This is a genomic window from Amycolatopsis sp. NPDC049868 (genome assembly GCF_044461365.1).
In the GTDB taxonomy this organism is placed as follows: Bacteria; Actinomycetota; Actinomycetes; order Mycobacteriales; family Pseudonocardiaceae; genus Amycolatopsis.
Map to the genome: position 1 here is coordinate 40,837 of NZ_JBITKV010000017.1, position 16,332 is coordinate 57,168.

1 protein-coding gene is annotated in these 16,332 nt (G+C 72.3%); it reads left to right on the forward strand.

What is annotated here, in order from left to right:
- Positions 1-6: 6 nt before the first annotated feature.
- A complete protein-coding gene (locus ACIBTM_RS41135; RefSeq protein ID WP_395882550.1) occupies positions 7-16,299 on the forward strand; it encodes a type I polyketide synthase in 16,293 nt (5,430 codons plus the stop codon).
- Positions 16,300-16,332 lie beyond the last annotated feature (33 nt).

Here is a 16,332-nt window from a genome sequence, read left to right on the forward strand (position 1 = left end):
GCCAGAGTGGTTAACCAAGAGAAGCTCTTCGACTACCTCAAGAAGACGGCGGCCGAACTCCAGGAGACCCGCAAGCGGCTGCACAGGCTGGAGGCGGGCGAGGACGAGCCGATCGCCATCGTCGGCATGGCGTGCCGGTATCCGGGCGGGGTGGAAACCCCGGAGGACTTCTGGGAGCTGCTCTCCGACGGACGCGACGCGGTCGGCCCGTTCCCCGAAGACCGCGGCTGGGACCTCGGCGACTTCTACGACCCGGACCCGGAAAAGGCGGGCAAGTCCTACACCCAGTCCGGTGCCTTCATCAAGGACGCGAGCGGCTTCGACGCGGGCTTCTTCGGGATCAGCCCGCGCGAGGCGCTGGCGATGGACCCGCAGCAGCGGTTGCTGCTGGAGGTGTCCTGGGAAGCGCTGGAGCGCGCCCGGATCGACGTCACCACGTTGAAGGGCAGCAAAACCGGCGTGTTCGTCGGCGGGTTCACCTCGAACTACGCGATGAGCCTGGAACTGCTGCAGGGCGGCTCGGGCGAGCTCGAAGGCCATATGATGACCGGCAACCTGACTGCCGTGCTCTCCGGCCGCATCGCCTACCTGATGGGGCTCGAAGGCCCCGCGGTGACCGTCGACACCGCGTGCTCCTCGTCGCTGGTGGCCCTGCACCTGGCCTGTCAGGCGATCCGCACCGGCGAATGCACCATGGCGCTGGCCGGCGGCGTGACCGTGCTCGTGACGCCCGGCATGTTCGTGGAATTCTCGAAGCAGCAAGGGCTTTCGGTGGACGGGCGGTGCCGCGCGTTCTCCTCCGACGCCAACGGCACCGGCTGGGCCGAGGGCACCGGCATGATCGTGCTGGAGAAGCTCTCCGACGCGCGCCGCCACGGACACCACGTGCTCGCGGTGATCCGCGGCTCCGCGATCAACCAGGACGGCGCGTCCAACGGGCTGACCGCGCCGAACGGGCCGTCGCAGCAACGGGTCGTGCGCGCCGCGCTGGACAGTGCCAGGCTGACTCCCGCCGACGTGGACGCGGTCGAGGCGCACGGCACCGCCACCACCCTCGGCGACCCGATCGAAGCGCAGGCGCTGCTGGCCACCTACGGCCAGGAACGCGGCGGCGGCAAACCGTTGTGGCTGGGTTCGGTGAAGTCGAACATCGGGCACACGCAGGCCGCTGCCGGCGTGGCCGGGGTCATCAAGATGGTCCTGGCGCTGCGCAACGAAAAGCTGCCGAAAACGCTGCACGTCACCGAACCAACGCCGCACGTGGACTGGTCCGCCGGCGAAGTGGAACTGCTGACCGAATCGGTCGCCTGGCCCGCAGGTGAGCGCATCCGCCGCGCCGGGGTTTCCTCTTTCGGCGGCAGTGGTACCAACGCGCACTTCATCCTCGAAGAAGCCCCGGCGGAGGAAACGCCGGACGAAGCTGCCGAGCCCGAAGCTCCGGTCGTCACCGGCGCCAACGCCTGGCTGATCACCGGCCGGTCCGCCGAAGGGCTCGCCGCGCAGGCGGCCCGGATCCGGGACTGGGCGGCCGCCCGTCCGGAACTGGACGCCGACCGGATCGCCTGGTCGCTGGCCACCACCCGGTCGGTGTTCGAGCATCGCGCCTTGGTGCTGGGCGAGGATCCGCTGGCCGGGCTGGACAGCCTGGTCGCGGAGGCCCCCAGCGGCGCGGTGGTCTCCGGGGTGCGGCGCGACGACGTGCGCCCGGTGTTCGTCTTCCCCGGTCAGGGTTCGCAGTGGCTCGGGATGGGGCGTGAGCTGGCGCGGTCGAGTGCGGTGTTCGCGGCGCGGCTCGCCGAATGCGAGCGGGCGTTGGAGTCCTTTGTGGACTGGAAGCTGTCCGAGGTGCTGGCCGAAGAGCTGACGACGGCGGATGTGGTGCAGCCCGTGTTGTGGGCGGTGATGGTGTCTCTTGCCGCGGTGTGGGAGGCGGCTGGGGTTTCGCCGCAGGCGGTGGTTGGTCATTCGCAGGGTGAGATCGCGGCGGCGACTGTGGCGGGGATGTTGTCCCTTGAGGACGGTGCGCGCGTGGTGGCGTTGCGCTCCAAGTCGTTGAAGGTGTTGGCGGGTCTGGGCGGCATGCTGTCGGTTAACGCGGCGGCCGGTGTGGTGGAGGAGCGGATCGCCAGGTGGGGCGAGAAGCTGGCTCTGGCTGCGGTTAATGGTCCGGCTGCGGTGGTGGTTTCGGGTGAGCCTGAGGCGTTGGCTGAGCTGAAGTCCGGGTTGGATGCCGAGGGTGTCCGGGCGCGGTTGGTGGCGGTGGATTACGCGTCGCATTGTGCGCAGGTGGAGGGCCTGGAGGACGAGATCCGCGCGGTGTTGGCGGGGATCGAGCCGCGGCGTGGCCGGGTGCCGATGGTGTCGGCGATGTCCGGGGAGACCCTGACGGGCGAGGAACTGGACGCCGGGTATTGGTATGAGAGCCTGCGCTCGACTGTCCACTTCGAACGCGCGATCGCCACGCTTTCCGGACAGGGCCACCAAATGTTCATCGAGGTGTCCCCGCACCCGGTTCTGCTCGGTGCGATGAACGACACCCTGGAGGAGGTCGCGCACGAGGCGGGCGCCGGTGCGGTGGCCGGGGTGGTCTGCGCGACTCTTCGCCGGGACGAGGGCGGCGCGGACCGGCTGGTCGCTTCGTTCGCCGAGGCCTTCGTGCACGGCGCGTCCGTGGACTGGACCAAACTGCTGCCCGTCGCGGCGCACGTCGAACTGCCGACGTATGCCTTCCAGCGCCGGCGTTACTGGCCGCAGGGCGTGCTGTCCGGCTTCCACGGGAAGTCCGGCAACGGCGACCTGTCGACGCTGGGGCTCGGCGTGCTCGGGCACCCGCTGCTCGGCGCGGCCGTGGACCTGGCGGGTGGCGCGGGCCTGGTGTGCACCGGGCACCTCTCGCCGAAGGCCCAGCCATGGCTGGCCGACCACGCGGTGGACGGCACGATGCTGTTGCCCGGCACCGGATTCGTCGAGCTGGCCGTCCGCGCCGGGGACCAGCTCGGCTGCGGCGCGCTGGAAGAGCTGACGCTGCAGGCGCCGCTGATCGTGCCCGCCGAGGGCGAGGGAGTGCAGCTCCAGGTCGTGGTGGCCGAGGCCGGCCGGGACGGCCGTCGGCCGGTGGAGATCTTCTCCCGCCCCGAACAGGCCGGTCCCGGCCAGGAATGGGTCCGGCACGCGGTCGGGACGGTCGCGCCCGCGGGTCCGGTCGGTTCCGCCGACGAGGACCTGCTGATGTGGCCGCCGCGCGACGCCACGCCGGTCGACGTCTCAGAGCTGTACCCGACTTACCTTGCCGACGTTTACGGCCCTTCGTTCCACGCGCTGCGCGCCGCCTGGCGCCGCGACGGGGACGTCTTCGCCGAGATCGTGCTTCCCGACGACGTCGCCGAGAAGGCCGGTTCCTACGGCCTGCACCCGGTCCTGCTGGACGCGGCGCTGCACGCCTCGGTCATCGCCGAGGCCGAGGCGGGCGTGCCGGAGGAGCCCGGCACGGTGCCGATGCCGTTCGCCTGGAACTCCGTCGAACTGCACGCCGCGGGCGCGTCCACGCTGCGGGTGCGGTTGCGGCTGGACGGGCAGGGCTCGGTTTCGCTGACCGCCGCCGACGCCACCGGAGCCCCGGTCGTTTCGGTGGGCTCGCTGGTGAAACGCCGCGTGCCGACCGGCCGGCTGCGGCCCGCCGACGGCGCGCTGGCCGACTCGCTGTTCGTCCAGGACTGGGCCGCGCTGCCGGACGCCGCCGCTCCGGCGGGGGAGTGGGCGCTGCTCGGCACCGACCGGTTCGGCCTGCTCGACGGGCTGGGGCTGCCGGTGCGGGCGTACGCGGACCTCGCCGAACTGGCCGCGGCCGTCGAAGCCGGCGAGATCGACCCGAGCGTGGTGCTGCGGTGCGCCGGTGCGGAAGACACTGGCGCTGACATCCCGGAGACAGTGCGCCGCGTCAGCGCCGCGCACCTGGAATTGCTGCACGAATGGCTGGCCGAGACCCGGTTGGCCGGTGCGCGGCTGGTCGTCGTCACCCAAGGCGCGGTCGGCGCCGAGGTGACCGACCTCGCCGGCGCCGCGGTATGGGGCCTGACCCGCTCGGCGCAGTCCGAAGAACCCGATCGCCTGGTGCTCGCGGACCTGGGCGCCGAGCAGCTCGCGCTGCTTCCGGCGGCGCTGGGCGGCGACGAACCCGAACTGCTGCTGCGCGACGGCCGCGCCCATGGCAGGCGGCTGGTCCGGCCGGAGGGCCGGTTGTCCGCGGTCGAACGGCCGGACGGCCCCCACGCCGATCCCGCCGCCCGCACGCTGCTGGTCACCGGCGGCACCGGCACTCTGGGCGGCCTGACCGCCCGGCATCTGGCGGCCACCGGCCGCGCCGGGGGAGTCGTGCTGCTCAGCCGTTCCGGCGCGGCCGCGGGCGTGGCCGCGCTGGTGGCCGAGCTGGCCGAAATGGGCGTGTGGGTGCGAGTTGTCGCCTGCGACGCCGCCGATCGCGCCGCGCTGGCGACCGTGCTGGCGCAGCTGCCCGAAGAGCATCCGCTCGGCTCTGTCGTGCATTCCGCCGGTGTCGTGGACGACGGCGTGATCAGCGCGCTGACGCCGGAGCGGCTGGCCGCCGTGCTGCGGCCGAAGACGGACGCCGCCTGGCATCTGCACGAGCTGACCGCCGGGATGGATCTCGACCTGTTCGTGCTGTACTCCTCGGCGGCGGCCATGTTCGGCGCGGCCGGGCAGGGCAGCTATGTCGCCGCGAACTCCTTCCTGGACGCGCTCGCCGCCTGGCGGCGCGGCACCGGGCTCGCCGGGATGTCCCTGCAACTCGGGCCGTGGGCGCACGAGGAGGGCATCGGCCGACACCTGGACCAGCAGTCGTTGTCCCGGATCGACCGCAGCTTCATCCCGTTGAGCGGCGAGGAAGGCCTCGTCGTCCTCGACGTGGCACTGGGCCGCGACGAGCCGGTCCTGATGCCCGCGCACCTGGACATGCCCGCGCTGCGGGCGCTGGCCGCGGGCAGCACCGAGGTCCCGCCGATCTGGCGTTCGCTCGTCGGTGCCACCAGGCGGCGGACCGCGGTCTCGCGCGTCGCGGACGGCGCGGGCGAAGGCGAGTCGCTGCGGCGGCAGCTGGCGTCGGTCTCCGGCGCGGAACGCGGCCGGGTCCTGCTGGACCTGGTGTGCGCGCACGTCGCCGCGGTGCTCGGGCACGCCTCCGTGGAAGCGATCGACGCGAACCGGGCGTTCACCGACGTCGGCTTCGACTCGCTGACCGCGGTGGAACTGCGGAACCGGATGAACGCGGCCACCGGCCTGCGCCTGCCCGCCACGCTGATCTTCGACTACCCCACGCCGATCGCGCTGGCCGGACTGCTGCGCACCGAGCTGTCCGGCGACCTGCCCGCCGTCGCGCCGCCCCCGGCCCCGACCGTGCGGCGGGCCGGAACGGACGAGCCGATCGCGATCGTCGGCATGGCCTGCCGGTTCCCCGGCGGCGCGGCCAGCCCCGAGGAGCTGTGGCAGCTGCTGGCCGCGGGCGCGGACGCCATCGGCCCGTTCCCGCAGGACCGCGGCTGGGACCTCGACCTGCTGAACGACCCGCTGCTGGGCTCCTTCGACCAGGCAGGCGGCTTCGTCCGCGACGCCAGCGCGTTCGACGCCGGATTCTTCGGCATCAGTCCGCGCGAGGCGCTGGCGATGGACCCGCAGCAGCGGCTGCTGCTGGAGGTGTCCTGGGAGGCTGTCGAGCGGGCCGGGATCGACCCCGCTTCGCTGCGCGGCACGCAGACCGGCGCGTTCGTCGGCGGCTACAGCTCCCGGTACGCGACGGATATCGACCTGGAAACTTCCGGCGTCGCCGAAGCGCAGTTGGTGACCGGCAACGCCACCAGCGTGCTTTCCGGCCGGTTGTCCTACACACTCGGGCTGGAAGGCCCGGCCGTCACGATGGACACCGCGTGTTCGTCCTCGCTGGTCGCGCTGCACCTGGCCAGCCAGGCGTTGCGCGGCGGCGAGTGCGGGCTCGCGCTCGCCGGTGGCGTCACCGTCACCGCGACGCCCGGCGTGTTCAGCGCCTTCGCGAAGGCAGGCGGCATCTCGGTGGACGGGCGATGCAAGTCTTTCGCCGCCGCCGCGGAGGGTTCCGGTTTCGCCGAGGGCGCGGGCATGCTCGTGCTGGAGCGGCTTTCCGACGCCCAGCGCAACGGGCATCCGGTGCTGGCGCTGATCCGGGGTTCCGCGGTGAACCAGGACGGCGCGTCGAACGGGTTGACGGCGCCGAACGGTCCTTCGCAGCAGCGCGTTATTCGCGCGGCACTGGCCAGTGCCCAGCTCTCCGAGTCCGATGTGGACGTCGTCGAGGCGCACGGATCGGCCACCACACTGGGCGACCCGATCGAGGCGCAGGCGTTGCTGGCGACCTACGGACAGGGCCGGGAACGACCGTTGTGGCTGGGCTCGGTGAAGTCGAACATCGGGCACACGCAAGCCGCGGCGGGCGTGGCCGGCGTGATGAAGATGGTGCTCGCGCTGGGACACGAGCAGCTGCCGAAGACCCTGCACGTGGACGACCCGACCCCGCACGTGGACTGGACGGCGGGCGAGGTGCGGCTGCTGACCGAGCCGGTGTCGTGGACGCCGGGGGAGCGGGTGCGCCGGGCCGGGGTGTCGGCGTTCGGCATGAGCGGCACCAACGTGCACGTCATCGTCGAAGAAGCGCCCCAGACCGACGGGGCCGAGCCGGAGCCGGACGAAACCGGGGTGCCGGTGCTGACCGGCGGTCCGTCGGCGCTGCTGGTGGCCGGGCGGAGCGCGGAAGGCCTGGTGGCGCAGGCGGATCGGCTGGCCGACTGGCTGGCCGAGCGCCCGGAGCTGCCGCCGTCGGACGTGGCGTGGTCGCTGGCCACCACCCGGTCGGCGTTCGAGCATCGGGCCGTGGTGCTCGGCGACACCCACGAAGAGCTGGTTTCCGGTCTGCGCGCGGCGCCCGGCCCGTTGTCCGGGGTGGCCCGGGCCGGTGGCCGGACTGCCTTCGTGTTCGCCGGACAGGGCACCCAATGGGCGGGCATGGGCCGGCAAATGCTGGCCGACAGCCCGGTCTTCGCGGCCCGGTTCGCCGAATGCGAGCGCGCCCTTTCGTCCTGTGTGGACTGGAACCTGACCGAGGCGCTCGCCGGTGAGCTGGAATCGGCGGAGATCGTGCAGCCGTTGCTGTGGGCGGTGATGGTGTCGCTGGCCGCGGTCTGGGAGGCGGCCGGTGTCGCTCCGGACGCGGTGGTCGGCCACTCGCAGGGCGAGATCGCGGCGGCGACGGTCGCGGGCATGCTGACCGTCGAGGACGCCGCGAAGGTCGTCGCCGTGCGGTCGCGGGAGCTGACCGGACTGTCCGCGCAAGGCTCGATGGTCTCGGTGGTCATGCCCACCGAACCGGTGCGCGAACTGGTGGCGCGCTGGGGCGACCGGCTTTCCATCGCCGCGGTCAACGGTCCCGCCGCCGTGGTGGTGTCCGGCGAACCCGAGGCGCTGACCGAATTCGAACGGGAACTGGCCTCGCGGCACGTGCTGCGCTGGCGGATCCCGGCGACCGACTTCGTCGCGCACTCCCCGGCGGTGGATTCGCTGGCCGAGGTGCTCGCGGCCGGCCTGGCGAGCATCGTGCCCCGCACCGGCCGGGTGCCGATGATGTCCACGGTCACCGGCGAATGGGTGTCCGGAGCCGAACTCGACGCGGACTACTGGTTCGCGAACCTGCGCCGGACCGTGCGGTTCGAGGACGCCACCCGTGCGCTGCTCGCCGCCGGTTATCTGTCCTTCGTGGAGGTTTCGCCGCATCCGGTGCTGACCGCGTCGGTGACCGAGACCGCGGAGGACGCCGGGACCGGCCCGGTGCTGACTGTCGGCACCCTGGAACGCGAAAACGCGGGCGCGCGCCGGATGCTCGCTTCGCTGGCCGAAGCGCACGCGGGCGGCCTCCCCGTGGACTGGACCGCGGTGCTGCCCGCGGGCAGTCGCGTCGATCTGCCCACCTATGCCTTCCAACACGAGCGTTACTGGCTGAGCGGCTCCGCCGCCGCAACGCCGCCCGCCGGGGCGGAAACCGCCGAGGAAGCCCGTTTCTGGGCCGCAGTCGAGGGCGGCGACCTGGCGGGGGTCGCGGACACGCTGGCGCTGCCCGACGAAGGCCACCTGGACGCGGTGCTGCCCGCGCTGGCCTCGTGGCGCAAGCGGGAACGGGACCGCTCGGCCACCGAGTCCTGGCGCTACCGCATCACCTGGGCGCCGGTGGCCGAACCGTCCGCCGCCCGGCTCGACGGGAGCTGGCTGGTCGTCGTGCCCGCCGCGCAGACCGAAGACGAGCGGGTGCGGGCGTGCGTGGCCGCGCTTTCCCGCCGCGGCGCCGAGCCGGTGCTGATCGCGCTGGACGCCGCGGTGACCGGCCGGGGCGCGATGTCGGCGGTGCTCGGACCGGTGCTGCGAGACACCGGCGAAGTGAGCGGCGTGCTGTCACTGCTCGCGCTGGACGAGACTCCGCTGGCCGGGCACCCGGTGGTTTCGACCGGCCTCGCCACCACCACCGCATTGGTGCAGGGGCTGGACGACGCGTGCGTGGACGCCCCGCTGTGGCTGGCCACCTGCGGCGCGATCGCCGCCGGGGCGGGCGAGTCCCCGGCCAGTCCGGCACAGGCCCAGATCTGGGGCTTCGGCCGGGTGGTCGGACTCGAGTACCCGGACCGCTGGGGCGGGCTGGTCGACCTGCCGGCCGCGGTGGACAAGCGGACCGGCGCGCAACTGGTCGCGGTTCTGTCCGGCTGCGACGAGAACCAGGTCGTGCTGCGACCCGCCGGGATACTGGGCCGCCGCCTGACCCACGCTCCCCGCCCGAAGAGCACGGGGACGTGGCAGACCCGCGGCGCCGCGCTGGTCACCGGCGGCACCGGCGCGCTCGGCGGCTACGTGGCCCGGTGGCTGGGCGAACACGGCGGCGACCGGCTCGTGCTCACCAGCCGGTCCGGTCCGGCCGTGGCGGGCATCGCCGCGCGGGCCGCCGAACTGGCCGAACAGGGCAGCCAGGTGGACGTGCTGGCCTGCGACGTGAGCGTGCGCGCCGAGGTCGCCGGGGTCCTCGACTGGATCGGCGACGACCTCTCCGCCGTGGTGCACACCGCGGCGGTGCTGGACGACGGCGTGATCGACGGCCTGAACCCGGCCCGCCTGGAAACCGCGCTGTCGGCCAAGGGCGGTGGCGCCGCGCATCTGGACGAACTCACCGCCGGCCGCGAGTTGGACGCGTTCGTGCTGTTCTCGTCGGTGGTGGCCACCACGGGCGGGCCCGGACAGGCCAACTACGCCGCGGCCAACGCCTACCTCGACGCGCTCGCGGAGCACCGGCGAGGACGTGGCCTGCCCGCGTTGTCAGTGGCCTGGGGTCCCTGGGAAGCCGGGGTGGCGCAGGGCTCCGAAGCGGCGCGGCAACGGCTGGCCCGCAACCAGTGGGAAGGCATGATGGCACCGAAGCTCGCGGTGCGAGCGCTCGGCGAGGCGCTCGAGGGCGGCGACACCGTCCTCACGGTGACCAACATCGACTGGTCCATCATCCTGGACACCCCGCACGCGGCGGCGAGCCTGCTCCAGGTCCCGCTGATGCGGGATCTGCCGGAGATCCACCGGCTGGCCGCGCTCGTCGCGGACGCGCCCGCGGAAACGGCCGAGGGCGATCTGGCCGCTTCGCTGACCGGGCTCTCCGGCGCCGAGCGGACCCGTGTGGTGGCCGACCTGGTCCGAGGCATGGCCGCGCAGGTGCTCGGCTTCGGCTCGGGCGAGTCCGTCGACCCCGACCGCGCGTTCAGCGAGATGGGCTTCGACTCGCTGACCTCGGTGGAACTGCGCAACGACCTCGGCTCTGCCACCGACCTGCGGCTGCCCGCGACGCTCCTGTTCGACTACCCGACCCCCGGCGCGGTCACCGACTACCTGCTGGCCGAACTGCTCGGCGCGCTGCCCGAGCAGACCCGCGCCCCGGTCGCTGCATCGGCGGCGGCCGACGAGCCGATCGCCATCGTGGGCATGAGCTGCCGTTATCCCGGCGGAGTGGTCGATCCGGACGGGCTGTGGGCGCTGCTGGCCTCCGGCGGCGACGCGATCTCCGGCTTCCCGCTCGACCGGGACTGGGACCTCAGCGCGCTGGACGAGTCCTCCTATGTCAGCTCCGGCGGTTTCGTCGAGGACATCTCCGGCTTCGACGCCGGGTTCTTCGGGATCAGCCCGCGCGAAGCGCTGGCGATGGACCCGCAGCAGCGGATGCTGCTCGAACTGTCCTGGGAAGCGCTGGAACGGGCCGGGATCGCCCCGGAATCCCTGCGCGGCACCAGCACTGGCGTGTTCGCGGGCGGCTACTCGTCCGGCTACGGCTACGACGCGGACTTCGACGGCGCGGCGCACCTGATCACCGGCAACGCGACCAGCGTGCTGTCCGGCCGGGTGTCGTACTCGCTGGGCTTGGAAGGCCCGGCCGTCACCGTGGACACGGCGTGCTCTTCGTCGCTGATGGCCATGCACTTGGCGGCGCAGGCGTTGCGGTCCGGCGAATGCTCGATGGCGCTTGCCGGCGGCGTGACCGTGCTGGTCAGCCCGGCCGGGTTCGTCGGGTTCAGCGAGCAGAGCGGACTGGCGAAAGACGGCCGCTGCAAGGCTTTCTCCGACGACGCGGACGGCATGGGCTTCGCCGAGGGCGCGGGCCTGGTCGTGCTGGAGAAGCTCTCCGACGCGCAACGGCAGGGCCACCAGGTGCTCGCCGTGCTGCGGGGTTCCGCGGTGAACCAGGACGGCGCGTCGAACGGGTTGACGGCGCCGAACGGTCCTTCGCAGCAGCGCGTTATTCGCGCGGCGTTGGCGAATGCCGGGTTGTCGGCGTCCGATGTGGACGTGGTGGAGGCGCACGGTACGGGCACCAAGCTCGGTGACCCGATCGAGGCACAGGCGTTGCTGGCGACGTATGGCCGGGACCGGGACCGTCCACTGTGGCTGGGTTCGGTGAAGTCGAACATCGGGCACACGCAGGCGGCGGCCGGCGTGGCTGGCGTGATCAAGATGGTGCTGGCGCTGCGGGAGCGGCAGTTGCCGCGCACCCTGCACGCCGAGGTGCCGTCTTCTCAGGTGGACTGGACGGCCGGTCAGGTCGAATTGCTGACCGAGAGCACGCCGTGGCCCGCCAACGGGCATCCGCGGCGCGCCGGGGTGTCGTCGTTCGGTCTGAGCGGCACCAACGCGCACGTCATCCTGGAGGAAGCGCCCGCCGAGGCACCCGCGGAGGTCGAGGAGCGCGAGCCGGTGCTCAGTGCTGGTGAGGCTGGGGCGTGGGTGCTGTCCGGCCGGACCGTCGAGGGCCTCGCGGGCCAGGCGGAGCGGCTGCACGACTGGGTGCTCGACCGGCCGGAGCTGTCACCGGCGGACGTGGCCTGGTCGTTGGCGACGACGCGGTCGGTGTTCGAGCACCGAGCCGTGGTCACCGGCGATTTTCCCGCTGGGTTGCGAGATCTGGTCGCCGGGACGCCGTCGGGCTCGGTGGTTGCCGGGTCGGCGCGGGCCGGGGTGCGTCCGGTGTTCGTGTTCGCGGGCCAGGGTTCGCAGTGGCTCGGGATGGGGCGTGAGCTGGCGCGGTCGAGTGCGGTGTTCGCGGCGCGGCTGGCGCAGTGCGAGCGTGCTCTTGAGTCTTTTGTGGACTGGAAGCTGTCCGAGGTGCTCGAAGGCGAGCTGGAGTCGGCGGACGTCGTGCAGCCTGCGTTGTGGGCGGTGATGGTGTCTCTGGCTGCGGTCTGGGAGGCGGCCGGCGTCGCTCCGGACGCGGTGGTCGGGCATTCGCAGGGCGAGATCGCGGCGGCGACTGTTGCGGGCATGTTGTCCCTTGCGGACGGTGCGAAGGTCGTTGCGCTGCGCTCGAAGTCTCTTAAGGCGCTGGCGGGCTTGGGCGGCATGCTGTCGGTGGGCACGGCGGCCGATGCGGCGGAGGAGCGGATCGCCAAGTGGGGCGAGAAGCTGGCTCTGGCTGCGGTGAATGGTCCGGCCGCGGTGGTGGTTTCGGGTGAGCCGGGGGCGTTGGCTGAGCTGAAGTCCGAGTTGGATGCCGAGGGTATTCGGGCGCGGATGGTGGCGGTGGATTACGCGTCGCATTGTGCGCAGGTGGAGCGGCTGGAAGCGGAGATCCGTGCGGTGTTGGCGGGTGTTTCGCCGCGGCGGGGTCGGGTGCCGATGGTGTCGGCGATGTCCGGGGAGACTTTGACGGGCGAGGAGCTGGACGCCGGGTACTGGTACGAGAGCTTGCGCTCGACTGTCCACTTCGAACGCGCGATCGCCACGCTTTCCGGACAGGGCCACCAGATGTTCATCGAGGTGACTCCGCATCCGGTCCTGTTCGGCGCGATCACCGACACCGTCGAGGACGCCGCTGCCGTGTGCGGCACGCTCCGCCGGGACGACGGCGGTGCGGCGCGGTTGCTGACCTCGTTAGCGGAAGCTTTCGTGCAGGGTGCGCCGGTGGACTGGGCGGCGGTGCTGCCGTCGGGGAACCGGGTCGAGCTTCCGACCTATGCGTTCGAACGTGAGCGTTACTGGCCGAAGCCCGCGACCGGCCGTGGCGGGGACGCGGTGTCCCTTGGCTTGGGCGCGGTGGACCACCCGTTGCTCGGCGCGGCGGTCGAATTGGCCGGCGGCGCGGGTGTCCTCTGCACCGGCCGGTTGTCGGTGCGTACGCATCCGTGGCTGGCCGACCATGTGGTGGGTGGCGTGATCCTGTTGCCCGGCACCGGGTTTGTCGAGCTGGCGGTGCTGGCGGGCGACCAGGTGGGCTGCGGTCTGCTGGAAGAACTGACCTTGCAGGCGCCGTTGGTGATCCCGGCCGAGGGCGGCGTACAGGTCCAGGTGGTTCTCACCGACGCCACCGACGACGGTCGCCGCACGGTGGAGGTGTTCTCCCGCCGGGACGTAACCGGTGAAGAATGGACCCAGCACGCCACCGGGGTGCTGGCCCCGGTCGCGGCCTCGCCGGTCGCGGACGAACTCTCGGTGTGGCCCCCGCAAGGCGCGGAAGCGATCGTCATCGACGGGATGTACACCGCCGAAGGCGCTTACGGCTACGGCCCGGCGTTCCAGACTCTCCGCGCGGCTTGGCGGCTCGACGACGAGATCTACGCCGAAGTCCGGCTTTCCGGGGACACCGCGGAGGAAGCGGACGCGTTCGGCCTGCACCCGGCGCTGCTCGACGGGGTGCTGCACGCCAGCGCACTGCTCGGCACGGCCGAGCCGGGCGAGGCGCGGCTGCCGTTCGCGTGGAACGGCGTCCGGCTGCGGGCCGGCGGTGCGTCCGTGCTGCGCGCCCGGCTGCGTCGGGACGACGCCGGTGCTCTCACCGTGCTGGCCGCCGACACCGCCGGGGCCACCGTGATCTCGGTGGACTCGCTGGTCACTCGTGCGGTTTCGCTGGATCAGGTCCGCGCGGCCGGTGCGACACAGCCTGACTCGCTGTTCACCGTGCAATGGCAGCCGATCGCGGAAACCGCCGCGAAGACCGGCGACTGGGCCCTCGTTGGCACTGATCGCTTCGGAGTCGCGGACGCGCTGCCGGTGACATCCTTCGCGGACCTCACGGCGCTGGCCGAGTCCGGCACGGTGCCGAGCGTGGTGGTGGTCTGCGCCGGTGGCGCCGACGAGACCGACACGGCCGAGGCCGCGCGGTGCGCCACCACCGAGACGCTGGAACTGATTCAGCACTGGCTGGCCGACGACCGCTTCGAGACGGCGCGGCTGGTGGTCCTGACCCGGCGCGGTCTGGCGACCGCCCCCGGCGAACCGGTGGCGGACCTGGCGTCCGCGGCGGTCTGGGGTCTGGTGCGCTCCGCGCAGTCGGAGAACCCGGACCAGGTCGTCCTGGCCGACTTCGCCGAGGGCAAGGACCTCGCCGCGTTGCCGTCCGCAGTGGACAGTGGTGAGCCGGAGGTGGCCGTTCGCGGTGGTGTCGCGTTGGGGCGGCGGCTGACCCGTCCGTCCGGCGATCTCGTGCTGCCGGAGGGCTTGTGGCGGCTGGAACCGGACACGGGCGGCTCGCTGGAGGGCCTCGCGCCGGTCTCGCTCGCCGACGCGGTGCTGGAGCCGGGCCAGGTCCGGGTGGGCGTGCGGGTCGCGGGCTTGAACTTCCGGGACGTGTTGATCGCGTTGGGGATGTATCCCGGCGGTGGGGTGGTGGGCGGTGAGGTCGCGGGCCGGGTCTTGGAGGTCGGGTCCGGGGTGACCGGTTTCGCGGTGGGTGACCGGGTGCTGGGCATCGTGTCCGGTGGGTTCGGTCCGGAGGTGATCGCCGACGCGCGGCAGCTCGTGCCCATCCCCGAAGGCTGGACGGACGTCGAGGCCGGTGCTGTCCCGTCGGCCTTCCTGACCGCCTGGTACGCGCTGGTGGAGTTGGCGGGCGCGCGGTCCGGGCAGCGGGTGCTGGTGCACGCGGCCGCGGGCGGCGTGGGGATGGCGGCGGTGCGTATCGCGCGGCATCTGGGGTTGGAGGTTTTCGCTACTGCCAGTCCGGCGAAGCACGGTGTGTTGGCCGGTCTGGGTCTGGATGCGGACCATATTTCGACCTCGCGTGGTGTTGAGTTCGAGCGTGATTTCCTTGTCGCGACGGATGGTCGTGGTGTGGACATCGTGGTGAACTCGTTGGCGGGTGAGTTGGTGGACGCGTCGCTGCGGCTGTTGCCTGAGGGTGGTTCGTTCGTGGAGATGGGCCGCACCGACCTGCGGGACCCGGAGACCATTCCCGCCGGAGTGGTTTACCGGCCGTTCACCCTGGCGGAGGCCGGGCCGGACGGACTGCACGACATGCTGGTCCAGATCGTCGAACTGATGGCGTCCGGGGTGCTGGCGAAGTCGCCGGTGCGGGTGTGGGACGTGCGGCGGGCGCGGGACGCGTTCCGGTTCATGTCGCAGGCCAAGCACACGGGCAAGATGGTCTTCACCATTCCGGCCGCGGCGGTGTCGGCTTCCCGCTCGGCGCTGATCACCGGCGGCACCGGGACGTTGGGTGGTCTGGTCGCCCGGCATCTGGCGTCGACCGGGCGTGCGGACGAGTTGGTGCTGACCGGCCGTTCCGGCCCGGGCGCGCCGGACGTCGCGACGCTGGCCGCGGAGCTGGCCACCTCGGGTGCGTCAGTGCGCGTTGTCGCCTGCGATGCGGCGGAGCGCGAGGATCTCGCCACCGTGGTGCGCCGGGTGCCGTTGCTGAAGACCGTGGTGCACACGGCCGGTGTGCTGGACGACGCGACAATCGCCTCGCTGACGTCCGAGCGCGTGTCGGCGGTGATGCGGCCCAAGGTCGACGGTGCGTGGAACCTGCACGAGCTGACCAAGGACCGCGAGCTGGACGAGTTCGTCCTGTTCTCCTCGGCGGCTTCCACCTTCGGTGCCGCCGGGCAGGGCAACTACGTCGCGGCGAACTCCTTTTTGGACGGTCTCGCGGCGGATCGGCGCGCGGCGGGACTGCCGGGCACGTCGCTCGCGTGGGGCTTGTGGGCCGAAGCGAGCGCGTTGACCGGACAGCTCAGCGACAGCGAGCGCTCCCGCATCAACCGCGGCGGGATCGGGGCGCTGAGCGCCCAGGACGGCCTTGAGCTGTTCGACCGTGCGCTGGCGCGGGACGAATCCGTGCTCGTGCCCGCCCGGCTCGACGTCGCGGGCATGCGCGCGAAGGTCCGGACCGCCGAGGACGTGCCGCCGCTGTGGCGCGCGCTGGTCACCGGCGGCCCGGCTCGGCGGGCGGCGGTGTCCATCGGCGCCGGTGGCGCCGATTCGTTGCGGCAGCGGCTGGCCGGACTGTCCGAACAGGACCGTGACCGCGCACTGGTCGACCTGGTGCGCACCCATGTGGCGGCCGTGCTCGGGCACGGGTCTTCGGAGGCGATCGACGCGAACCGGGCGTTCACCGACCTGGGCTTCGACTCGTTGACCGCGGTCGAACTGCGGAATCGGCTGAACACCGCGACCGGACTGCGGCTGCCCGCCACGCTGGTCTTCGACTACCCGAACGCGGTCGAGCTGGCCGGTCTGCTCCGGGACAAGCTGGTGCCGGACCTCGAAGCGCCCGACGGCGCGCAGGCGGCCGAGGACCAGCTCCGCGCCGCGCTCGCCGCCGTTCCGCTGGCGAGGTTCCGCGAAGCGGGGCTCATGGAGGGGCTGCTGCGGCTGGCCGGCGTCGAGGATTCGGTGGCTGAAGAGGACGCGGGCGACATCGACGAGCTGGACGCGGACAGCTTGATCCGCCTGGTGCTCGAGACCGACAGCGAATGACCGTGACGATGCGGGACGAGTGGGATGGGTGGA